Raw genomic sequence first — 20788 nt, 5'->3', positions numbered from 1 at the left:
AACCGGATTCCTTATCTGGAACCGAAAATCCATTTTTTATTATAACTCTCTCCCGCATTTCCCGCAATAGTTGAACGTCGGAGAATTAATCTCCCCACAATGTTTGCAAAGTCTGGGTGCAAGTGGCCGTTCCTTTGGCAAAGGCTTGATGTCTACCCCTTGCATCTTAATCACGATCTCGTCAATATCCTTTGGGGATAAATGGGCATAAGTCTGAAACATGTCGGTCTTCAGATTCCCCCACATCATCAGTTTGATGACATCCTCTTTGATTCCCTTCTTAACGAGATGGGTGATCCGTGTGTGCCGAAAAATATGAAGGGTGATCTTTCTCTTAATGCCGGCATTTCTGCCAATGATCCGTATCTGGCGCAGCATATGATAGTGGGACAGAGGATTTCCCTCTGAATCCACAAATACAAAATTGTTCCCAGATGCTTTTCCGGGATAGACTCGTTTCCAGGCAACGAGGTGTTTTTTACTCGTAACAAGCCGGACATACCGCGTGATATCGGTTTTCACGTCAGTCCGAATAGCCAGGCCATATTGATCAATAGTGACTTGATTCCATGTCAGAGTGCCGATTTCCTTTGCCCGAAAACCCCCTTCATACAGCATACAGATGACCGCGCGATACAAGGGAGTCCCGGCGTTTTTTATCAATAATCGGATCTCCTTCATTGTCAGGAGCTCGTCGGGAGATTTCGTGACCCGCTTGACTGAAGGTTGCTTAATTCTCGTAAGTCCTTCAGGAGTAATTGAAGGATGGGCGATTTTTTTCTCAACCAGCCATCTGAAAAACCGTTTAATCAGGACAATGTGATCATGCAGAGTGTTTTGTTTGTATTTTCCCCCTCTCCGATTTTTTGCAACTCTGACCTGTGATATGGCATGAGTCAGATTTGCATATGTTGTCTCTCGAAAAGCCGGTAAAAATTTTCTCCAGAATACAAGGCCGTAAATCAGTTTGTTTCTCCTGCTTAACGAAATACCACGAAGAGAAAACAACTCATCGACAAATTCCCGGATTAATGCAGTATCTTCATCAGTCAGTTGATCACGCTCCATGGCTTTCCGGATCGACGCCTCGCCATACTCAAACTTGACATAATGAAAGTCTGACATGCTAGTCTAGAGCGCTGAAAAATTAATTAATCTTGCTAGTTGATTGTGTTTGATTCTAGTGGAATTTTACGTCGTGAATCTTCCCGGAAGTTAAAAGCCGCACCTTCTCAAAATCGCTTGTAATATCGTTAAATTTGAAAAATAGTCTCAATTTGCGATTATACCATTATCATCTAAATTATTAATATATTACAATCAATTACATCAATCTGAGTTCAAATTTAACTTATTTTTAGAAAAGAACGAAGAAATGAAGAGATTTTTGTTTTAAGCCGCCGGAGGGAATTGAACCCTCGACCTGCTGATTACGAATCAGCCGCTATGCCGCTAAGCCACGGCGGCGCAGTATCTCATAATGTCGACCGTTACGCTAATAAAAGATGTGTTTGATGGTATGGTTCAGGAATACCCGCTCAATGTCGTGACGCTCTGTGGCCCCTGTTGTTCTTTGGGAGCGATGGTGCCGAACTTTCCTTCGTAATCTGCCATGGTTTTGGTGAGTACGGCGAGCAGGTTCTTGGCATGGGTCGGGGTGATCGAGACGATCGCCTTTGCCCGGGCCTGGTTCACCTGGGGGAGCTGGTGAAGGAAGAGAAACGTGAATTCATCTTCCTTGTAGGCAATCTGGATCATATTGCTGTATACCGGATCGAGCGTCTGCGGGATATTGACTGAAATTTCCTGTCCTGTCATGCTTACCAGATATGCCCTCAGCGGCTATCAAACATTGGTTTCAAATGCAATTCCTGCCGGAACCTTCTCAAAAGGGATGTTATTTGGTGGACAAAAAGATTTCAAAAAGGTTAATCCACCCGGTTCCCTACGTTAACCAGAGGAATCATCCTGGCAGAGCAGAGGCAGCATGTAACGGTCTCGGAACTGGTGCGGGTGCACGCGTGTCCGGTCCGGTTTTATTACGAACGGAACGAGCCGGTCGCCGAATCAGACCGGTACGCGGTCTGCAAACAGCTCTCGTATCATCTGGGAACACCCCTCGATGCGGAGGCAATCTGGCAGGAGATCATCGCCGTTTCCCCGGCACTCGACCCGACCCTTAAGGAGTTCCTGGCACTCTGCATTACCGCCTGCAATAAAAGCGAATGGAAACCTGCGGTCCAGACCGATGTGAAGGTGGTTTCGGATAAGCATGGGATTGTCGGCATGATCGACCGCATTGCTGCTGACGGAACCTTCTCGATCGTCCGGGCTGCAGGAGCGATGCCGTTCGGGACCTATTCCGCAGACCGGCTCCGGATTGCCGGTATCGCGTTCTGTCTCGAAGAGATGACCGGATCAGAAGTGAAAGGCGGGTCTGTGGAATATATCCCGGACGGGGTGTCACGCTACCACGAGGTCCAGCCCCGGGACCGGCGGCAGGTGATTGCCGCCATGCACAAGATCAAATCTATCCGGAACGGTGAGATGCCCCAGCACCCGCTGAACGCACCCTGCAACCGGTGCAAATACAAGGAACGGTGCGAGAGCAGTGTCGGGAAGCGGTTGTCCGAGTTGCTCTAGGGACAAGAACCTTTTTGCCCTTTGGCTTCCTTCTCATCAACGTGGATATATATATTCTGAGACATGGCCGGGCGGAGAAACGTGCACCCTCTGTCCATGGTGACGAAGCCAGGGCGCTTACCGGTGAGGGCCGCACTGAAATTCTCGGTGTTGCGGAGTTTCTTGCATCCCGCGATGTCGTATTCGGCTGCATAGCAACAAGCCCGTATGCCCGGGCAATCGAAAGCGCACAGATCGTAGCTAAAGCACTCGGCAAGCGCGGGATTCTCACGCAGTGGGAGGAGCTGACACCGGGTTCCAGTATTGAAGCGCTGGAATCGCGCGTAACGGGCCGGCCCGAAGAGGAGTCGCTGCTTATCATCGGGCATGAACCCCTCTTAGGTTCGTTCACCGGTTATATGATCACGGGGGGAGGCGATGCCCGGATCGCTTTTGGCAAAGGCGGGCTTGCGAAGATCCGGAATGCACGGTTTGACCCGGTGAGTGGCGAACTGCAATGGCTGCTGACGGTGAGGCAGATAATGAGTATGAAGTAGGGGATTGTTCGAGGAAATATTACCCTTGTTCGATGATCTGAAGGATTTGTTGATGGGCGGGATTTCGAACAGTAAGATATCTGGAAGGTGGACATGGTCGAGAGTATGTTTTATTGACTCGAATCTTGACCTTCGCACATCGATCAGGGATTATAGATATCCTTCATTTTGCCACCCATCACTTCTGATATCACGTCACTAAAGAGCGGCGCGTGAGCTCATGTGCGGGTCTTGATTTTTTTGTAATATTTCCCGTAGTTAAAATCAGAACGTTTATCAGACAATTTCTCAATGATTGGAATATGCCAAGAAGCATACTTTTTATTTTATGTTTAATCTCTCTTGTTACGTCCGTGTCCGGTTATGGGCTCTATGTCGATTGCACAGATCGTGTGATCGCAGGGACACCTATAAAATGCTCTATCGATTCTGATTTGCCGGTAGGTACTATATTCTTTGTCGAATTGTATTCACCAACAGTCCAACAGATTGCCACACAACAAGTCACCATTATGGAGGATAAGACAACTCAGTACAAGATTTTCGATACAACCGGGCTTGCGAGCGGAAACTATTCAGTCAATGCTAGGTTGAGAATAGATGGAACCATTTTCCGGAACGATTCCCAATTTGGGAATACTGTAATCATAACAGGCGTTCAGATCCCACCGACCACAACGACCCAAACAATCACAATAACAAAATCGCCGTTATTATCAGCTACAATAACACCCACTGCAACACCAATAATCACAATTACCCGAACAGTCACACCAACGGCAACCCCCATTCAAACAGTGATAATTTCCACAATTCCCACAAAGTCTGTTGAGGAACTTCTCAATGAGCAAAACAAGAAAATAGATGAACAAAACCGGCTTATTGCCGAACAAAACAAAAAAATTGAATCGCAGAATGATTTACTTAATCAAATCCTTTCAAAAATCAAGAGTGTTTTTGGCTGGAACTGAATATAGTTTCTTTTCTTTTTCATTTATCTCGTAAATTTTAAACCCCACAAAGATAATATCACACTGTTCTGAAAAAAGTAGATTAAGGGATCAGACGTGAGTTTTCAGGTTTTTTAAAATATTTTCTTCTAATATTTGTGACAGAGGTAATCGGTTCCAATGTAATATCCGGGATTACATCTCTTACACTGACCGTTTAAACAAACGCTATCTCCAGTACAGTATGTTGTGGTACTTCCACAGGGTTGATGACATTTTGAATCATCGCCTAAAATTAATCCAGGATCGCATCTCTTACACTGACCATCTAAACAAACGCTATCCCCAGTACAGTAGGTTGTGGTACTTCCACAGGGTTGATGACATTTTGAATCATCGCCTAAAATTAATCCGGGATCGCATCCATTAGTCTGTGGAGAACGCCCTGAAAATATTGCAAAACCAATAATTATGATAACTACGAGAATTCCAATAATTATAAAGGTGAAATTATTATTTGAATTTCCTGATTTTTCAATTTCAGATTCAGATTGATTTACTTTTGTGAGATTCGGAGAATTTACCGTAGGATTTAATATTGGATGATAATTAGGTGTACCACATTTTTCACAAAATTTACTCGTGGGATCTTCGATTATTGCACCGCATTTTTCGCAGAACATGGCCATTATATGACACTATTTCCCTTTTGTTTAATAATATGTCCTTCTATATGAGAAAAAGAAAAAAATCACATTTTTTATCTCTATGTCGTTTTTCTATCAATCCCTTTTCTTCTGCATAGCATTGCTGCGTCTCAACAATTCTCAGTCGGTCTCTTTCCAGATTTCTAAAAATCTGAACGCTCCCACCATCCAGATTCGAACAAGGGGGACCCCCCTCCCCCACTCTTACGAAAGACAGGCACCCACCCCCAAATCTGATGGGGGGAGGGTCTCCCATTTTGATCAAAGGTGACCCTCCCCTCCAAAAAAAGAGGGGAGGTACCCGACCACCCCTCCACTTGAAAATATTTTGAGGGGACCCTCTCCACTTAGGCAAAGAAGGGACCCTACCCCCCTTTTTCTGCATAAACGCAACCATATCTTCGCGTGGAATCATGCCGGAGAGCATTTTTCCGGTTGATCAGCGAGAGAGGGGGGGTTCCCCATTTTGATCAAAGGTGACCCTCCCCTCCAAAAAAAGAGGAGAGGGTGCCTACCCCCCTTCCACTTGAAAATATTTTGAGGTGACCCTCCCCACTTAGGCAAAGAGGGGACCCTACCCCCCCTCCGGTTGCCCGGGCAGCCGGGTGTATTGCGTGAATCCGGTTACTCCCGCTCTTTCCCGCACACCGAACATTTCCCGCGGTGCACATTAATCGTGCCACCACAAGCCGGGCAGGTCCAGCGTTCCCGCTCGGTTTTCACGAACTCGCGGATGCCGTGCGTCTTTATCGCTTCAAGGTTTTCGATCATGCTCATGCCGTACTTCGTCCGGTAGCGCTTGTCGAGCTGACTGAGCCGCTTGCATGGATATTCACCACAGCGAGGGGAACAGAATTTGTCCCTTACTTTTTCACAGGCAAAGATGGTGCAGCGCTGGTTGCACTTCCGGTCAGGAGCATAACACCCGCTGCAATGGTTCTTCTCCCGGAGATACGCCATGCAGATCGCACAGTTCATACCGCATGGCGCAATCAGCGTTGTCCTGAAGGGATTTTTCACCGCCATGGAGGAGGATTTTGTCACGATCCTGCTAAAACCTGTCGGGTTGCGGTGTGAAGTAAGATAGCCCGTTCACTTTCACGGTTCACATGCCCCCGCCTTTTATGCTTTTTTTTGTAATGGTCTGGATCGCAAACGGAAGTGTTACTCATGACATCAAAGCGAATCGAGACCGGAACCCCCGAAGGCGATGCACTGGGATTTACCGAACACCTCTTCTCCGGCTGGCTGGAACTGCGGGAGGAGAACCGGCTCTGCCTCCACTATGTTATCTCGCGGGAGAAGAACGAGGGCAATACCCAAAGCCTCATACGGAGGTGGCTGAACGAGGGGTACGATGTCAGCGTAGTGATGCCCCGGCCCATCATGCAGCATATCCTCCGGAAATTCCGGTTCGTCCCATCCTCTGAGTGCTTCCCGGACCAGTACGAGGACAGTGTCGAGGTCTGGCACTGCAAGGGACAGCAGTATTCACCAGTATCCAGCCGTCAGGATGCAGTGGAGGCGTGATGGAGTATGGGGGGCCTGTTTGACTGATTCTCCTCTGATTTGATGGGGGTTAAGACCCCCATACCCCCAAAATACGATTACTCCGCCGCCCCCGAAGGGGCGCCCCCGCGGCGGATCAGTGGCTTAACAAGAATACAAAAAAAATGAATGCAAAAACCTCCTTGCCCCGCCGTGCCTCGGAGAGGCCCTGAGGCGGGGGAGACTCGTTGATTTCAATCATTTCAGTTGTAGTTCATGATTCAGAGGCGAGCCTATGCGATGCAAAGAATACGTGAAAATGAATTTCGACTGAGCCCCCAATTATTCTCAAAAAACCGTCACTGCCCCAGCAGCGTCTTCGACACGATATACTCGCCCCGGGCTTCACGGGTCGTCCCGACAACCAGCCATCGCTCATTGCCGTGCTGCTCCAGGACACCGCACGCTTCAATGATCTCTCCTGAAAGGGCCTGCCCGCTGTAGGTATGCGTGAACGAGAGCACCTGACTCACCGATTCATGCTCAATCTCATAGATGGCCGGGTTGTCAAACGAGAGGGAAGCATCGGTCACTTTCGCTTCGATTGTCTGCTTGCCGATCACCGTGCCTTTCCCGAGATGAGCGCTCTTCAGTTCATCGTATGACCGGGTGTACAGGATATCAAAGTACGTCCCTTCGATCTGGCCCCGGTTCCACTTGCGCTGTTCGTGGAGTACAAACTGGTCATACGGGATCTCCGGTTTGCGCTTGTCGTAGACCTTTTTCCACATCTCTGCCGAGAGTCCTTCGACTTTTCCGTCAAGGATTCCCTGCCGGACCAGCGCCTGTGCGGTAAACCAGTGACGCCCGTATACCACCATGTCGATATCGGAGGCCCCGTTTTCCAGCCCGCAGAGAAGCGAGCCCGTGCAACCGACGGTCCCGGCAGGAAGCCCGAAGAGTGCGACAAGTTTCTGCACCCGGGGATGCCGGCGGGCGATCTGCGGCAGTTCCTCATCCGGCTTCCACACCCGCTTTACATCGCTGTAGGGGATGCGCTGGAGGAGATCGGCATACTGCGGTTTGTGCCGGGCAATGAACGCATACGCGTCTTCAAAATCGTATTTTTTATACCGGGTGCCGGAAGCATGCAGGCGCTCGCCGTCAGCATCCGGGACATACCGGAGCACGCAGCCGATCTTTTCTGCATTGTCATACGTAGAGACCGCATAAATCCAGCCATCCTTGTCTTCAATAAAATCGCGTAACCGGATGGGCTTCATGCAGGCAGTCTCACAGGGTTACGAGGAACCGGGCGATCGTGTCAACCCCGGCACCTGCGCGGAGGATCGTGCGTTTAGGAAGGTCAACTACCGTGCTGGGGGTGCCGGGCAGTTTTCCGCCATCGATAAGCAGCTCATAGGGCACCGTACACTCCTCAGGAACCTGCGGATCTTTTGCACCGTGAAGGTTTGCGCTCGTTGCGGTGATGGGGGAATCGAACCGTTCGATCAGCTGCTGGGCGAGCGGGTGTGCCGGGATACGGATGCCAATCATTCCCGTCCCTCCTGTCAGGACATCAGGAACACAGTTCCGGGAAGCCAGCACTACCGTTACCGGGCCCGGCAGGAACGTCTGGATAAACGTCTCCATCCACGGTTCAACATGAGCCACCGTAGCGAGCATATCAAAATCTGAGACTGCGATCGATACCGGCATGCCATGCGGGCGGTGTTTTGCCTCGTAGAGACGATAAATCGCTTCATCAGAGAATGCATCGGCACCGAGCCCGTAGACTGTCTCTGTCGGATAGACCACAAGGCCGTCATGCATGAGGACAGAAACCGCTTTTTCGATAATATCCATTAAAACTCCCGTCCACGGACGCGGTTGATATCAAAAACCGCTTTGCTGCTGATGTGCATCACGGCAAAAACACCCGCCTGGATCGGGTCCGTAACCACGAGATCTGCGTGTTCCGGCACCGTGCCGACCATCTTGAGTGCGATGACCGGGATCCCTGCCTCACGGACCCGGTCCACTGCTTTTGAGATGTCGCCACCCATGATCGAACCGGCAAGCACGAGGATAGACGCACGGGGCAGGCGGGCAACCGCATCTACCGCGAGCGCAAGGGTCCGCTCCCCGACAAGCGGTATGGTATCTACGGATATCCGTTCGCCCCGGATATTATGCCGGTCAGCCTCGTTCACGGCACCCATTGCAACCTGAGCCACCTGTGCACCGCCTCCGATAATGATCACCCGCGAGCCGAAAATATGACCGAACGGCTTGTAGGCTTTCACATCCCTGACAGAAGTGATGGCATTGAGATCTTCCAGGAGCAGGTCGTGGTCATCGGCATCAGTGGAATCATATTCAAAATAGAGTTCAGCCATACCCGTGTAGGGTCCGGATTCGAACACTTCCTGGCTGATCATCACGATATTTGCGTCATGGGCGGCAACAACGGTTGCAATGTCGCGTAAGACCCCCCTGCGGTTCTCCGCGATGATCCTCATGGCCAGGCGTTCGGGTTCTGTCTCCATTTTTGACCTATGCGATAACCGGGAATCGAACCCGGGCTAGAAGCTTGGGAAGCTCCTGTCCTACCGCTAGACTATTATCGCGCACTTGGTATGCTCTCTAATATTGCGCGAATCGGGAAATAAATATATCCCGATAGGAACTGCCGAATCAGTTATTTTTAAGAAACGGGGGGCTGCATACGTATATGTAATATGTTTCCGCCAGCTTTTCCCGGCTGGCATGAGAGATAATACACCGATAAGGACCGTCATCAGGTCATGCGGTTTTACTCTCACGAAGGAAACAACTTCCATGGAGAATGATAATGAATACCAAAAAAATCGTGTTAACCCTCATCATAGCTGCTTGCTGTCTTCTTGTTGTGCAGCCGATCCTGGCTGAGAGCAGTGATGAACAGACTACCATCTACCAGACCTCATTCGCTTCCGATCCCGGCTGGAAAACCAACAACCCGTCCACCAATTACTGGGATCCAACCATGGGGATGTACCACTTCTCCATTGAACCCAGTACAGGGAGTTACTCCTATATCCCCGTCGTATTCGAATCGGGGTCCTTCACCCTGGAGTATGATGTCATACTGAACAGAATTGATGAGGGTGCGACCTTCCGAATGGGATTGTCCGGTGCGGAGATGGACCCGTCGAAGGGTCCCAATGTCATCGCGATGTTTACCAATGCCAAATACGGAAAGATCATGTGGCTTCACGTAGTGACGACCGGAAACAAGCTGGTGGAGATCAACAGTCAGCACGAGGCTGCGGAGATGGGGACGGATGCCTACAAAGGCCCCACGGCAAAATACGACGTCAACAAAACCTACCATGTGACAATCAACTATGAAGACAATACCGAAATCCTGACAATGAAAGTGAGAGAATTACAGTCCGGAAACGACATCTGGAGCTATTTTATTCAGGGTAACGAGAATTTAAGGGATCTGAACCGGATATACCTCGGGTCAAAAGGCGATTATGGCCAGATGAATATCTATGCACAGGGATATATCGATAATGTGCGTCTCAAAGTCCCTTCTGCGATGCCAGGGGTATCAGAGACTCCCGCGGATACCACCCCCACATCAACCCCTGCACCGGTCACACCAACCAAGAAACCCACGCCAAAGGTAACGGTCCCGACACCTTACCCGACACAAACGCCCCAGTCCCCGTCATCAGGAATTCTGCCGGTAGTTGCAGTTGGTATCTGCGGGGCACTCTGTTACTTTGGTGTGATGAAAAAGAACTGAGATAGAACTCATTGGGATAAGATAATCCTTTTTTCTGGTAATTGTTCATCCGTGCAACCCCTTACTTCAGGGTTTTTAAAAAAGGAATATTGAATGGCTGTTCATGTATGATTCCTGAAAAGGTGAGGACTCCTTTTAAGGATCTCCGGGATGACAGGTGGCCTGACTCGACCCCGTTTAGTCATTGGAGCACGGACCGTCGACGGGTAGCCCCGGGACGGGGTATGGGGATGTGCATGGGGCATTCATCGTTCGTACGGATGTGTGGCATTGCGAAGAGGACTTTTGCGGATACGTTATGGCAAATTTTCCGTGGGATTCCAGTACATGGCAGGCATTTCGAAATGTGCGGTATAATCCGTGTCCTGCAATGAACCGGCAGCGCTCCCACTTTCAGCAAGGTGAATATTCCCGCTTTCAACCGGGCCGGGTATATCACACCCGGCAGCACTGGCAGGGTGAATCACCAATACTGCTGAAAATGCGATGAGCGCGATTCCAAGAAAAATTTTGCCGGTGTCCATTTAGATCTCCTTCTTTTATTCTGCATGGGTCGGTGACACGCCGAATGAGTGTCGTGTATCACCTGATCATGATGTCTGGGGTTGAGCTTATATATTCCCCAAATTGTAACGGTTCAAGTATCTAACCTCCGGGTTATTGCTATGAACCGTAAGGAGAGATGCGGGGGAGAGAATTTAAACCGCCATACCCTTATCTTCCGGTTACCTAATGGTTATGAAAGAAAAGAGAGAGCACCTGGTGGAACGCTATGAACCCTGCGGACAAGTCCCCGACAATAATTGTTCATGAAGAGTCTGATTCTCTGGAGGAACTCTCCGATTACCTGGATGTCCTGTCGAGCAGTGCACGGCTCAGGATTGTAAAATTTTTAGAGAAAAAACCCCATGATGCCCGTGCAATTTCAAACGAGATCGAGACCAGTTACGAAAATACCAAAAAACATCTGGATAAGCTTCTGAGCATCGGGGTGATAAAAAAGGAGGCTGGTCTGGGCGCCCCGACATCCAAAGGCATTCATCCCGTCTGGGAGTATTCTGTTGTCCCGGGGGGGCTCGAAGCGATAATCCGGAATCTGGGGTTGTTCTCCAATACCCGGGTACAGATCGTAGGAGGAGAGATCTCCCGCAGGCTTGAGGTGGTGAAAGGCACCATCTCCAAAGAAGTGCTCGGCAACTGCCCCGCTGCCATCATCCTTGGCGGGCCCGATGATGGCAAGGTGTTCATATTAAAATCAGATACCATTGCAATTGGCAGGATCGATCCTGATAACAAGACTTCTTTCGATCCCGGAAAGGACATCGTCCTTGCGGATGATTATACCGCGGTTACCCGGGTATCAAAACCCCATGGACAATTTCATCGTAAGAAGGGTATATGGTATATCGAGGACTGCGGCAGTACCGGCGGAACCCAGCTGAACAATAAGAAACTCGAAAGCCATGCACTCGTCCCGGTCCGTGACGGGGACTTAGTTGAGCTTGCGAAAGGAATTTCCGGGGTAAAACTGGTCCTGATCATCCCTCCCGGTGCATGATCCCGACAGTAACGGTTTTTTTATAACAATGGAAAAAAGAAGAATAGTAGACTTGTCTGATAATCTGCAGGTAATCCGTTTAACAAGCTTATGACCCGTATTTTCCCCGCAACCCAGCTGATTGTCGTATTTTTTCTTGTCCTCTGTACAGCGTGTATCGCTACGGCAACGGCTGCCGGACATACCGTTGCACCGTCTGGTGCCGAATTTGTCAGCATACAGGAGGCAATTGACTGGGCTTCTTTTGGCGATACCATCACGGTTGAGAGCGGGACCTATGCGGAAAGTGTCCGTCTCGACAAGAAGATTTTCCTTGTTGGCATCGACAGCGGCAATGGTGCGCCGGTTATTGATCCTAGGGATAATGGCAATGCGGTGGAGATCCTCTCTGAGGGATGCACTGTCGAAGGGTTTGTCATCAGGAACAGTAACGCATTAAATGGTATCCGGATCTCTTCTGACCTGAATACGATCAGGAATAATGTCATAAAGAACAATGCGCAGGGGATAACACTGGTATCAGCCCGGAAAAACACCATCTCGAGAAATAGTATCATCAACAACCAGCTTACCGGCATTGTACTTGAGAGTTCGAACGATAACCTGATTGAAGATAATACGATCAGCGCAAATACCCATGGCATCAGTCTTGATGAACGTTCCCTCTCCAACCAGATCTCATTTAACACATTTATCAATACCCAGAATGTGCTATCAAAGAGTACTACGACGATCTGGAGCACAACAACTCCGGTGACGTATACCTATCTCGGAAAGAGAGAGGAGGGCCGGATGGGGAACTACTGGAGCAATTACCACGGCAGGGATGAGAATGGGGATGGGATTGGGGACTCCCCGTATGTAATAGCTGCCGGGGGAACCCTGAAAGGGATTCAGGAGTCGTCCCAGGATATCATCGATGCATTCCCCCTCATGGATCCAAAAGAGTATTACAAGGGGATCATGCCGGTTCCGGTCAATACCCATGCTCTGACCCCGTTACCGGTTAAGACGACACCTGTGGTCCCGGTTGCAACTGCCATTACCCCACCCCCGACACCGGTAACCGATCTTTTAAGGAGGATTCCTGGGGGAACCACTACACTGGCACTGGGGATTTTTTTCCTTGCCGTTCTTGCTGGCGCGATCTATCTCGTGTACAAAAAACAAAAAGCACACGTACCAAAAGATCCCCCCCATGAACCGGCAGCCCTCCCGGCAAAGGCAACCATAATCTCGCGCAGGTCCCGTTCTCCCATAACCACACCGGTCATGACAACATCCGTTCCAGAAGAGACCGGACCTGAAATGCATTACCCGGCTACTTCCGACCAGAAATACTACTTCCCCCGGGAACTGGAGAACAAATATACGGATATCACGTTTGTCGGCAGGGGGGGCATCGCGTGGGTTTTTTCCGCGGTCCGAAAGACGGACGGGCTGAAAGTGGCAGTCAAGATCCCGATCAGTTTCGACGAGATGACGGGAAGATCGTTCTTAAACGAGATCAAGGCATGGGAAACATTGCGCCATGCGAATATTGTTGAAGTATTCGGGGTAAATATCCTGCCCGTGCCCTACGTGGAGATGGAGTTCGTGCCCGGCTCATTAGAGGAACTCAAAAAGCCGCTGCCCGTCTGGAAAGCAGTGCATATCATCAGGGGAATCACTGAAGGCATGAGGTATGCCCACGAACACGGGTTTATCCACCGCGACATCAAGCCGCACAACATTCTCGTAGATGATGATTGTGTACCGAAGATCACGGACTGGGGAATGAGCAAGGTGCTTGCGGCAGATGTAAAAAAATCCAGCATTGCCGGATTCTCGCTCTCGTATGCCGCCCCGGAACAGGTCTCTCCTTCGGAGTTCGGCCGGACTGATGAACGGACCGATATCTACCAGTTGGGGGTGGTCTTTTACGAAATGGTCACCGGCTCCATCCCGTTTGGCGGCGAAAGTATTGTCGAAGTGGGAAATGCGATCCTGCGTGAGAAGCCAATCGCCCCTTCAGAGTACACTGCCGATGCCGCAGCGGTTGAAAAGATTATTCTCAAATGCCTGGAAAAACATCCCGCTGACCGGTACCAGTCAGCGGCAGACCTGCTCGATGCTCTTTCCCGTTATCTTGACGAGGATGAAGAGTGAATGCATGAATGGATTTTATCTGGTTATACTATGCATTTTTTAAGGTGATTGTATGAGTGAAGGCCAAAAATACTATGAACCTGCACAGTGTGCGTCGTGTGAGGGATTCGGATGCACAGTCTGCAATAAAACCGGTACCGTGCTGGTCACTGCCCCCAAGCGGCCATGTCAGCATTGCGAGGGTGCCGGATGTATTTATTGCGGGTTTACCGGCTGGGCAGAACCCAAGAGCAAGTACGATTGAATTAAAATCTTATATCAGGAAAACTTTTCATCTATCCTTCGGGGAATAACACATTCTTCAAACCGTTTTGCAAAGTAACGATCGGTCATACCCGCAATAAAGTCGCGCACGAGTTCGGCATCCGTTGCAGTCTCCAGGTACCGTGGACTGGTCCAGCCGGTTTTTATGAAATCGGTAACAATTTTTGTGTCCTTCCGCCCTGATTCCAGGTCATCCAGATAGGTTTGAAACAGGGTCGCATACATCCGTTCTATTTTCGGCCGTTCGGCAGTAAGTTTTTCATTATTGTAGATGTGTGTCCGGCTGAACTGGCGGAGCCCGATCAGGGCTTTTTCGACCTCGCGGCTGTATGCGATGTATCCGCTGTTTTCACTGTCGCTGTTCTCCAGCAGGTCATAGATCAGCGTATTGATGATCTCGCGGTTGGAACTCCCCAAAACGTCAGTACTTTCTTCCGGTAAGGGTACAGAAGCATTGATCAGTCCAATCTCCCGTGCATCCTGGATATCCCGCCCGATATAGGCAATCGTATCAGCAAACTTGACCACGCAGCCTTCAAGGGTCATGGATGCCCCGCTTCGGATCCCATCGGCATTGTCCTGCACTTTCTTGTCAAACGCTGCCCAGCTCACGCAGGGAACGGGGGTGATATGGAGATCATCTGCCTCGCCATTGTGGCAGAGAATGCCATCCAGCACCTGCATGCTCAGATCACAATCCTCGATACGATCAAGGAACTGCACGCTCTGCACGTTGTGGAAAAATTTCCCGATATTGTACTGCTCGCAGAGCGCTGAAAGACAGGTCTCGCCAAAGTGGCCGTACGGAATATGACCGATGTCATGCCCGAGCGCGATGGCCTCAATGAGATCTTCGTTGAGACGCAGGCAGCGCCCGATCGTCCGGGCAATTTTTGAGACGAGCTGGACATGTATGAGACGGTGGGTGATGTGATCGTTTTCAACCAGGTAAAAGACCTGTGTTTTGTCAATATATCTCGAATATGCCCTTGTATGGATGATGCGATCGCCATCACGGGAGTAGGGGGAGCGGATATCTTCAGCCGTCCGGTTGTGACGGCGGATTGCATCGGCGCTGGTAGCTGCAAGGGGGGAGAGAAGAGATTCATGTTTCCCTGCCATCGTCCGGATGGCAGAATCAAGCCCCTTGTCCAGGGACCGCACCATATCCCGTTTTTTCATCCTGCACGTCTATCTGTGCCGGGATGTAATAATCCTGACGTACGTGATGGTACAAATTGTCGATGGGTTGAAACCTGTGCAGGACTTGCTGTATCTGGGGAAATGGCGTGCATTGTTTGAGGGATGGGATGATAGGGTAATTTGGAGAAACGGACATGAACAATTAAGTTCACACCCAAACCATGAAAATCGTTTTTATGATTCTCCCCCGCCTCAGGGCCTCACCGAGGCACGGCGGGGCAATGAGGTTTTAGTATTTTTTGTCATTGAACCGCCGCGGGGCGCCCTTCGGGGCGGCGGAGTTTATCGTATCTGGGGGTATGGGGGTTTCAACCCCCATTATAATTCCTGAAGGGGATAATTTAATATGAAAATACCCCCGGCAATTTTCATCTTGTATGCTTGTGGCACACCAGCATCATGTCTGTTTTCATGGGAAATACTCCCTGAAGGGAAAAAAACAAATCCAGTTACCCACCATTAAGCAGAATTTCGATATCCTTTGTGGATACTCTTTTCACCGGATAATGAACGAAAGTGCAAAAAATAATGCCCGTTGTGTCCTGCTGCTGCGCAGGGCTGGATTGCGAACGGTACTCCGGGCGGGTCGCTGCCGGTCGAGGCCGCGTTGCTATTCGAGAGGATCTGTCATGCGGACCCTCTCCCCGAGTAGAGGCTTAAGGAGACGGAAGAGAAACGGACCCTGGGAGTACATCAGGTCAAACGTGTGCCGGCGACCTCCCGCGTCTATCAAGAGAGTGTCTTGTGTGGAGTTTCGGGTCTCGCAGGTGATATCCACTCCTGCAATACCGGATATCGGGAGGAGGATGGAACCTGGAGCATTGGCAGTGATGGCATCGATGGGCATGGACAGGTACCGCTGCCACGGCCCGACTGCCCAGTCCTTAGCCTGGAAATGGGCGATCTCGTCGGGTGTCTCTTCAATGTTGCAGGACTCCAGCGTCATCTCGTCATCGGCATCGGACATTGCCTCATCGTTGTCCGGGTTCCACGTGCAGAAGATGAGGCGTTGTGGGGTGACAAGCAGGGTATAGTGGATCACCGAGATGAGGCCCTGCTCCAGGAACGGAACGATGCCGATAATTTGCTCCGGGCCGTCAGGAATGGCGGCTCCCTGCAATACGGGAGGTTGCTGCGGGGCTGGCGCAGGGCTGGCAGCAGGAGAGTTTGTCGGGACCATCCCGGCAACCGGGCTGCCGCAGTGACCACAGAACCGGGTATCTGGTACCAGGGGTTCACCGCACTCAGTACAGAATTTCTGGCCGTATGTCATTACAGATCGGTGAGCGGGCGGGTTATAAAAAGATGCAGTTTTTTTCCTGCCGTGCCCGGGGGAATGCCTTGTTCTGTCACAGGAGTCATGGGTAATTTCCACATCTTTATTGTCTAAGGGTGACAACTGGTACGAGTACACCATCAGAATTTATTCAAGGGATATCATGGCAAAGAACAATACCCAATCAAAAAATGCGGACGAGGAGTGCAAAAGCGAGTGCTCCAGCTGCGCGACTGCATCCAGCTGCTCATCGACAAAGAAGACAATGGCCGGCCTCCCGCCAAAAGCTGCAATTGATGTCAAACACGTCATCATGGTGCTGAGCGGTAAAGGGGGCGTGGGAAAATCCACCGTTTCGGTTAATCTTGCATATGCCCTCTCAAACCATGGTAAGAAAGTGGGTCTTCTCGATCTCGATATGCATGGCCCCAATGTCCCCAAGATGCTGGGCATCGAAGATCACAAACTTGCGATGATGGACGATAAAATAGAGCCGGTTCGTGTCACCGGCATGTTATCTGTTCTTTCAATGGCGTTCCTGTTACCCGATACAAGCACCCCGATCATCTGGCGCGGGCCGATGAAGATGGCGGCAATCCAGCAGTTCCTGGGTGAAGTGAACTGGGGGCCGCTTGACTACCTGGTCGTCGATCTCCCGCCAGGCACCGGTGACGAAGCGCTCACGATCGCCCAGCTTGCACCGAACGTCCGGGGAGCAGTCATTGTGACAACCCCTCAGGATGTCGCCACGATGGATGCAAGAAAATCAGCGAAATTTATCGAGAAACTGGGGCTTCCGGTCATCGGGATTATCGAGAATATGAGCGGCATGCTCTGCCCCCACTGCGGTGAGGAGATCGATCTCTTCGGCAAGGGTGGCGGCAAAAAGATTGCCGAAGAACTCAGGGTGCCGTTCCTTGGGGCAATACCGATCGATATCGAGATGCGCAAGGCAGGCGATGAGGGGCGACCGTTTATCATCAGGCGTGGCAGCAGCGACAGCCCGACATGGACTGCCGTTGATAAAGTAATGGAATCGCTCATCGGCGTTGTCGAGGGATAAACGATGGACTACCTGCGGATTCTTACCGGGAAGGAAAAGCCACTTCCGATCTACACGGGGATCATCGCCTGCCTGGAGAACCCGCTGGCATTTCCCGACCTGATCGAACCGGTCTACCGGGAAGCGATGAACATGGACGATGATACACTCGACCGCTTCCGGTTCTCCTTAATACGGCTCCAGCTGTACTCAGATATTCACCGGAATGAGGACCTGGAAAAAGCCATGCACATCAAGTATGTTGCGCAGGTGCTCGAAAAAGTGGTCTATGGCACCCTGATCATGGAGCGCGAAGACCTCACCGCTGAGTGATTTTTTCCCCGACCACAACACTCTTATCGGGGTGCACATGCACTGGTGATACCTATATGTGCACACCCGCGAAACACTAGTTACACTACTAATCTGTAGCAACGGTTTTAGTTCCCAGTGCATAAGAATATCAATAATTTTACCTTGGGAGAATAGCAATGACATCACGCATGCAATCCCCGCACACGACCTGTCCGGGGTGCCAGGAAGAGGTTTTCCTTGACGAACTCGTAGGGGGCAAATGCCCGCTCTGCGGCTGCTCGTTAGAGGAATTCGATGAGGCATTCGGGGAGTATGAAGGCATCCTCGATCGCTCGGATCTCTCGTGGCTGATCTTCAACTACTTTGTCTTCAAAAAATTCGTTGACTTAGGAGTGCCACCCCACCAGATCATGGAGTTTGTCGCAGTCTACGAGCAGAACGCGGAGAAGCCCCCGGAAGACTGGAACAGGACCGCCTTTACCCTTGAGATTCCCATGAGCCGGTGGGACCGGATCCGGCCCAAATATTGTGCAAGCTGTAAAAAACTCTTCTTTAAAGGCGGGAAGAAACAGATCAAAGGCGACATGCGCAAGGCAGCAATCGCAGTTGAGTACGTCTGCGACAAGTGCTGAACGCACTTTTTCTTTTTTTATAAAATCAAATGGCAAGTAATTTATTGAATTGACTTTTACGCTTTGTATGAAATGTGGCGGGTATTGGCATTTCCTCATTCTCGTCCTATTGATATTATTCTTGACATGCCCCGCGTATGCCAACATGATAATAAAACCAACAGTGTCACGTTTTTTCTTTGAAAAAGACGGAATGCCCTATAATCAATCGGTAACATTCACTGTCACCTGCTATCATTTTCTCCCAACTGCGGTTCAGATTGATCAACCCTCAGGTCCGACAGATGGTAACACGCTCAGGGAGAAGACCCTGTCATTTTCCGGGACCTGTCTTTATTATGGATGTCCTGTCGAAGATCTGACGAATTATGTGAAATTTAATACGAATGCTTGCGATTTAGAAGGTCGGACAATGGGACAACCGTTTGTCTTCAGGAATTTTTCGAATATCCCGGCAATGTATTGTATTGATCCATTGTATCAGTACGATGTCCGCAAGAGGGACCTCTCCAATTACACCTATTACAAATTCACCCCGGAATATCAAGACTGTATGAAAAGAATTCAACCCTTAAAAGACCAGTGCCGTCAGTACACTTATGCCTATACATGCGGTCTGAATACATCTCGTGAATGCGGGGGGTATACGATCGTGGGAGATGAAGATGTCAATTATGATGATGCGGATGCATATATACAATGCATCGCTCCCTTTGATAAAGAAAAGGAGACTTGTGAGCACTATCTTTCACCGGTCGATCCCTCCTCAATGATGTTCACAAAATACAATTACACGCCTTCACGCTATTGTGAGTCCCGATTTACGATTCCCTCCTATATCGAGACTCCCGCTGAAACCCCAAACCTGACCCGGCAAAAACAATATCCATCGCTCACCCCCTACATCACCCAAACAGTGACTCCCTCACAATCCCACACTCCTGAAATTACTCCTTCATCAACCGTTCCCCTTTACACTCCGACAAGTCCCGTCGCCTCCCTCTACTGCAGCATCGTACAGTTCCTTGGCGGGAGGTGCGAGTGATGAGAAAATCCAGTTTATTTTTATTAATCAGCCTATGTGCAACGGCAGTTCTCCTTTCCCCGGCTCTTGGAAATCCGCTGGAACCTATGGCAATGACCAAAGTCTATATCGACCAGACTAATATACCCGTCAATGGAACAGTAACATTTTCAATGAATTGTTACGGGCGGTATACTCAGCTTCCTTGGACAAAGAATACAACTGAAAAGACGGATTCCTCAAATGACCTCGAAATGGTCTCAACATTTTCCGCTACATGTCCTGAATATGGCTGCGTCGTTTATCAGTATGTCCCATCCTCATTTTATGTAAATATCTCCTATTGTGATCTGGAAGGGATTTATGTAAAAAAACCCTTCAGTATCAAAAATTTTTCCCGGTCCCCATTGCCGAACTGTCAATACAAACCGCAATACGATGATGTTGATAGGAAATATTACTATCAGACATTACCGGGTTACGACTCCTGCAAGTTCCGGTATGAAGAATGTGATCAGTTCCTCATGAAACTGGATGAAAATAAATCACACACCGACCCGGCTTTTACACCTGAATATGATCGGTGTTGGGATGCAGTCTCTTCAAGAGGTAAAGCATGTCAGCAAGCTCACAGAATTAAACTTAACGAGACTGATCTGATACGAGATCCTAATGGGGACATTGTCTATCATTTTTGCGAACTCCGGTTCAGTATCCCATCAGATAATGTGACTCCTATAGAAGTAACGTCAGTTCCGACGACGATGAATGCCGTATCCCATAGTCCGGTTACCTCGCTCTACTGTAGCATCCTGAACTTCTTCGGAGCCAAGTGCTGACATGCTGTATGAGACCTACTTTTTACTGGCGCTCGTCACGACTTGGGTCATCGAAATCTCCATCCTTATAGCGCTCATCCGCTTCGTCTTCCGGGATAAGACCTTACCACTGGCAAGGATCACAGGTGTCGGGGCGCTCTGCACTGCCCTCACCCTCCCCTATCTCTGGTTTATCCTGCCACCGTACGTGGACGCGGCATATTACATACTGATCGGGGAGACGCTGGTCTTCCTCGTGGAAGCAGCCATCCTCAACCGGGTTCTGGGGCTGGAGCTGAAGCGTGCGTTGGTCTGTTCGTTCATCATGAACGCAGCCTCATTCCTGTTGGGGTTGTACCTTCTCTAAAACAGGAGGAATACCGGC

At 49.9% G+C, this 20788-nt stretch carries 24 protein-coding genes and 2 tRNA genes; 14 read left to right on the top strand and 12 right to left on the bottom strand.

Annotation, left to right across the window (positions count from 1 at the left end):
• Positions 1-39 precede the first annotated feature (39 nt).
• From WC593_09745 to WC593_09735, 3 genes are all read right to left on the bottom strand, one after another.
• Positions 40-1125: a site-specific integrase gene (locus tag WC593_09745; protein ID MFA4825423.1), complete on the bottom strand. Its 1086-nt coding sequence runs from the start codon at positions 1123-1125 to the stop codon at positions 40-42.
• Positions 1126-1395: 270 nt separating this feature from the next.
• A tRNA-Thr gene (locus WC593_09740) sits at positions 1396-1467 on the bottom strand.
• Between the two features lie 57 nt (positions 1468-1524).
• On the bottom strand, positions 1525-1818 hold the full coding sequence (locus WC593_09735; protein MFA4825422.1) for a DUF3467 domain-containing protein: 294 nt from the start codon (positions 1816-1818) through the stop codon (positions 1525-1527).
• A gap of 195 nt (positions 1819-2013) precedes the next feature.
• On the opposite strand from WC593_09735, the gene WC593_09730 reads away from it, so the two are divergent.
• From WC593_09730 to WC593_09720, 3 genes are all read left to right on the top strand, one after another.
• Complete coding sequence (locus WC593_09730) at positions 2014-2643, top strand: Dna2/Cas4 domain-containing protein (GenBank protein ID MFA4825421.1); 630 nt, start codon at positions 2014-2016, stop codon at positions 2641-2643.
• 41 nt (positions 2644-2684) lie between these two features.
• Positions 2685-3179: a phosphohistidine phosphatase SixA gene (gene sixA / locus WC593_09725; GenBank protein ID MFA4825420.1), complete on the top strand. Its 495-nt coding sequence runs from the start codon at positions 2685-2687 to the stop codon at positions 3177-3179.
• A 302-nt stretch (positions 3180-3481) separates the two neighbouring features.
• Positions 3482-4150 (top strand): hypothetical protein, encoded by a 669-nt coding sequence (locus tag WC593_09720; protein ID MFA4825419.1) that lies wholly within the window; start codon positions 3482-3484, stop codon positions 4148-4150.
• 128 nt (positions 4151-4278) lie between these two features.
• Here WC593_09720 and WC593_09715 read toward each other — a convergent pair whose 3' ends face one another.
• Entirely contained in the window at positions 4279-4812 is a 534-nt protein-coding gene (locus WC593_09715; GenBank protein ID MFA4825418.1) for a hypothetical protein, read from the bottom strand.
• A gap of 648 nt (positions 4813-5460) precedes the next feature.
• On the bottom strand, positions 5461-5880 hold the full coding sequence (locus tag WC593_09710; GenBank protein MFA4825417.1) for a DUF3795 domain-containing protein: 420 nt from the start codon (positions 5878-5880) through the stop codon (positions 5461-5463).
• A 126-nt stretch (positions 5881-6006) separates the two neighbouring features.
• Between WC593_09710 and WC593_09705 the strand changes: the two genes are divergently transcribed.
• Entirely contained in the window at positions 6007-6366 is a 360-nt protein-coding gene (locus WC593_09705; GenBank protein ID MFA4825416.1) for a hypothetical protein, read from the top strand.
• Positions 6367-6683: 317 nt separating this feature from the next.
• Here WC593_09705 and WC593_09700 read toward each other — a convergent pair whose 3' ends face one another.
• The 4 genes from WC593_09700 to WC593_09685 all read right to left on the bottom strand — a co-directional run bounded on the left by WC593_09700 (position 6684) and on the right by WC593_09685 (position 8954).
• Positions 6684-7607 carry a DNA polymerase subunit beta gene (locus WC593_09700; GenBank protein ID MFA4825415.1) on the bottom strand — a complete coding sequence of 308 codons (924 nt, stop codon included), beginning with the start codon at positions 7605-7607 and terminating at the stop codon, positions 6684-6686.
• Positions 7608-7617: 10 nt separating this feature from the next.
• Complete coding sequence (locus WC593_09695; protein MFA4825414.1) at positions 7618-8190, bottom strand: L-threonylcarbamoyladenylate synthase; 573 nt, start codon at positions 8188-8190, stop codon at positions 7618-7620.
• Positions 8190-8873 (bottom strand): DUF5612 domain-containing protein, encoded by a 684-nt coding sequence (locus WC593_09690; GenBank protein MFA4825413.1) that lies wholly within the window; start codon positions 8871-8873, stop codon positions 8190-8192. The genes WC593_09695 and WC593_09690 overlap by 1 nt, the downstream gene beginning before the upstream one ends.
• Before the next feature lie 10 nt (positions 8874-8883).
• A tRNA-Gly gene (locus tag WC593_09685) sits at positions 8884-8954 on the bottom strand.
• Positions 8955-9178: 224 nt separating this feature from the next.
• Here WC593_09685 and WC593_09680 point away from each other — a divergent pair.
• Positions 9179-10123, top strand: coding sequence for a hypothetical protein (locus WC593_09680; GenBank protein ID MFA4825412.1), 945 nt, complete (start codon positions 9179-9181; stop codon positions 10121-10123).
• Between the two features lie 296 nt (positions 10124-10419).
• Here the strand turns inward: WC593_09680 and WC593_09675 are convergent, their stop codons facing one another.
• Positions 10420-10647 carry a hypothetical protein gene (locus WC593_09675; GenBank protein ID MFA4825411.1) on the bottom strand — a complete coding sequence of 76 codons (228 nt, stop codon included), beginning with the start codon at positions 10645-10647 and terminating at the stop codon, positions 10420-10422.
• Positions 10648-10895: 248 nt separating this feature from the next.
• Here WC593_09675 and WC593_09670 point away from each other — a divergent pair, with 248 nt between their 5' ends.
• From WC593_09670 to WC593_09660, 3 genes are all read left to right on the top strand, one after another.
• Positions 10896-11681: an FHA domain-containing protein gene (locus tag WC593_09670; GenBank protein ID MFA4825410.1), complete on the top strand. Its 786-nt coding sequence runs from the start codon at positions 10896-10898 to the stop codon at positions 11679-11681.
• Between the two features lie 90 nt (positions 11682-11771).
• Positions 11772-13829 carry a protein kinase gene (locus WC593_09665; GenBank protein ID MFA4825409.1) on the top strand — a complete coding sequence of 686 codons (2058 nt, stop codon included), beginning with the start codon at positions 11772-11774 and terminating at the stop codon, positions 13827-13829.
• Positions 13830-13881: 52 nt separating this feature from the next.
• A complete protein-coding gene (locus WC593_09660; protein ID MFA4825408.1) occupies positions 13882-14073 on the top strand; it encodes a hypothetical protein in 192 nt (63 codons plus the stop codon).
• A 14-nt stretch (positions 14074-14087) separates the two neighbouring features.
• On the opposite strand, the gene WC593_09655 is transcribed toward WC593_09660, so the two are convergent.
• Both WC593_09655 and WC593_09650 read right to left on the bottom strand, forming a co-directional pair.
• On the bottom strand, positions 14088-15275 hold the full coding sequence (locus tag WC593_09655; protein ID MFA4825407.1) for an HD domain-containing protein: 1188 nt from the start codon (positions 15273-15275) through the stop codon (positions 14088-14090).
• A gap of 631 nt (positions 15276-15906) precedes the next feature.
• Positions 15907-16569: a zinc ribbon domain-containing protein gene (locus WC593_09650; GenBank protein MFA4825406.1), complete on the bottom strand. Its 663-nt coding sequence runs from the start codon at positions 16567-16569 to the stop codon at positions 15907-15909.
• A 166-nt stretch (positions 16570-16735) separates the two neighbouring features.
• Here WC593_09650 and WC593_09645 point away from each other — a divergent pair, with 166 nt between their 5' ends.
• From WC593_09645 to WC593_09620, 6 genes are all read left to right on the top strand, one after another.
• Positions 16736-17635, top strand: a complete 900-nt coding sequence (locus tag WC593_09645) for an Mrp/NBP35 family ATP-binding protein (GenBank protein ID MFA4825405.1) — start codon at positions 16736-16738, stop codon at positions 17633-17635.
• A gap of 3 nt (positions 17636-17638) precedes the next feature.
• Positions 17639-17947 carry a hypothetical protein gene (locus tag WC593_09640; GenBank protein MFA4825404.1) on the top strand — a complete coding sequence of 103 codons (309 nt, stop codon included), beginning with the start codon at positions 17639-17641 and terminating at the stop codon, positions 17945-17947.
• Between the two features lie 158 nt (positions 17948-18105).
• Positions 18106-18561 carry a hypothetical protein gene (locus WC593_09635; protein ID MFA4825403.1) on the top strand — a complete coding sequence of 152 codons (456 nt, stop codon included), beginning with the start codon at positions 18106-18108 and terminating at the stop codon, positions 18559-18561.
• 412 nt (positions 18562-18973) lie between these two features.
• Positions 18974-19606, top strand: coding sequence for a hypothetical protein (locus tag WC593_09630; GenBank protein MFA4825402.1), 633 nt, complete (start codon positions 18974-18976; stop codon positions 19604-19606).
• On the top strand, positions 19606-20424 hold the full coding sequence (locus WC593_09625; protein MFA4825401.1) for a hypothetical protein: 819 nt from the start codon (positions 19606-19608) through the stop codon (positions 20422-20424). The genes WC593_09630 and WC593_09625 overlap by 1 nt, the downstream gene beginning before the upstream one ends.
• A gap of 1 nt (position 20425) precedes the next feature.
• Entirely contained in the window at positions 20426-20770 is a 345-nt protein-coding gene (locus WC593_09620; protein MFA4825400.1) for a hypothetical protein, read from the top strand.
• Positions 20771-20788: the final 18 nt, after the last annotated feature.

The sequence above is a fragment of the Methanoregula sp. genome (genome assembly GCA_041645435.1).
GTDB lineage: Archaea > Halobacteriota > Methanomicrobia > Methanomicrobiales > Methanospirillaceae > Methanoregula.
The sequence above is the reverse complement of the archived record's forward strand: the minus strand, read 5'-3'. Positions and strand labels throughout refer to the sequence as shown.

What these genes read in the sequence shown, in the direction of transcription:
- WC593_09745 (MFA4825423.1), bottom strand. Translation starts at nt 1,125, where the DNA reads ATGTCAGACTTTCATTATGTCAAGTTTGAGTATGGCGAGGCGTCGATC.
- WC593_09735 (MFA4825422.1), bottom strand. Translation starts at nt 1,818, where the DNA reads ATGACAGGACAGGAAATTTCAGTCAATATCCCGCAGACGCTCGATCCG.
- WC593_09720 (MFA4825419.1), top strand. Translation starts at nt 3,482, where the DNA reads ATGCCAAGAAGCATACTTTTTATTTTATGTTTAATCTCTCTTGTTACG.
- WC593_09715 (MFA4825418.1), bottom strand. Translation starts at nt 4,812, where the DNA reads ATGTTCTGCGAAAAATGCGGTGCAATAATCGAAGATCCCACGAGTAAA.
- WC593_09705 (MFA4825416.1), top strand. Translation starts at nt 6,007, where the DNA reads ATGACATCAAAGCGAATCGAGACCGGAACCCCCGAAGGCGATGCACTG.
- WC593_09700 (MFA4825415.1), bottom strand. Translation starts at nt 7,607, where the DNA reads ATGAAGCCCATCCGGTTACGCGATTTTATTGAAGACAAGGATGGCTGG.
- WC593_09695 (MFA4825414.1), bottom strand. Translation starts at nt 8,190, where the DNA reads ATGGATATTATCGAAAAAGCGGTTTCTGTCCTCATGCATGACGGCCTT.
- WC593_09690 (MFA4825413.1), bottom strand. Translation starts at nt 8,873, where the DNA reads ATGGAGACAGAACCCGAACGCCTGGCCATGAGGATCATCGCGGAGAAC.
- WC593_09680 (MFA4825412.1), top strand. Translation starts at nt 9,179, where the DNA reads ATGAATACCAAAAAAATCGTGTTAACCCTCATCATAGCTGCTTGCTGT.
- WC593_09675 (MFA4825411.1), bottom strand. Translation starts at nt 10,647, where the DNA reads ATGGACACCGGCAAAATTTTTCTTGGAATCGCGCTCATCGCATTTTCA.
- WC593_09670 (MFA4825410.1), top strand. Translation starts at nt 10,896, where the DNA reads ATGAACCCTGCGGACAAGTCCCCGACAATAATTGTTCATGAAGAGTCT.
- WC593_09665 (MFA4825409.1), top strand. Translation starts at nt 11,772, where the DNA reads ATGACCCGTATTTTCCCCGCAACCCAGCTGATTGTCGTATTTTTTCTT.
- WC593_09660 (MFA4825408.1), top strand. Translation starts at nt 13,882, where the DNA reads ATGAGTGAAGGCCAAAAATACTATGAACCTGCACAGTGTGCGTCGTGT.
- WC593_09655 (MFA4825407.1), bottom strand. Translation starts at nt 15,275, where the DNA reads ATGAAAAAACGGGATATGGTGCGGTCCCTGGACAAGGGGCTTGATTCT.
- WC593_09650 (MFA4825406.1), bottom strand. Translation starts at nt 16,569, where the DNA reads ATGACATACGGCCAGAAATTCTGTACTGAGTGCGGTGAACCCCTGGTA.
- WC593_09645 (MFA4825405.1), top strand. Translation starts at nt 16,736, where the DNA reads ATGGCAAAGAACAATACCCAATCAAAAAATGCGGACGAGGAGTGCAAA.
- WC593_09640 (MFA4825404.1), top strand. Translation starts at nt 17,639, where the DNA reads ATGGACTACCTGCGGATTCTTACCGGGAAGGAAAAGCCACTTCCGATC.
- WC593_09635 (MFA4825403.1), top strand. Translation starts at nt 18,106, where the DNA reads ATGACATCACGCATGCAATCCCCGCACACGACCTGTCCGGGGTGCCAG.
- WC593_09630 (MFA4825402.1), top strand. Translation starts at nt 18,974, where the DNA reads ATGGGACAACCGTTTGTCTTCAGGAATTTTTCGAATATCCCGGCAATG.
- WC593_09625 (MFA4825401.1), top strand. Translation starts at nt 19,606, where the DNA reads ATGAGAAAATCCAGTTTATTTTTATTAATCAGCCTATGTGCAACGGCA.
- WC593_09620 (MFA4825400.1), top strand. Translation starts at nt 20,426, where the DNA reads ATGCTGTATGAGACCTACTTTTTACTGGCGCTCGTCACGACTTGGGTC.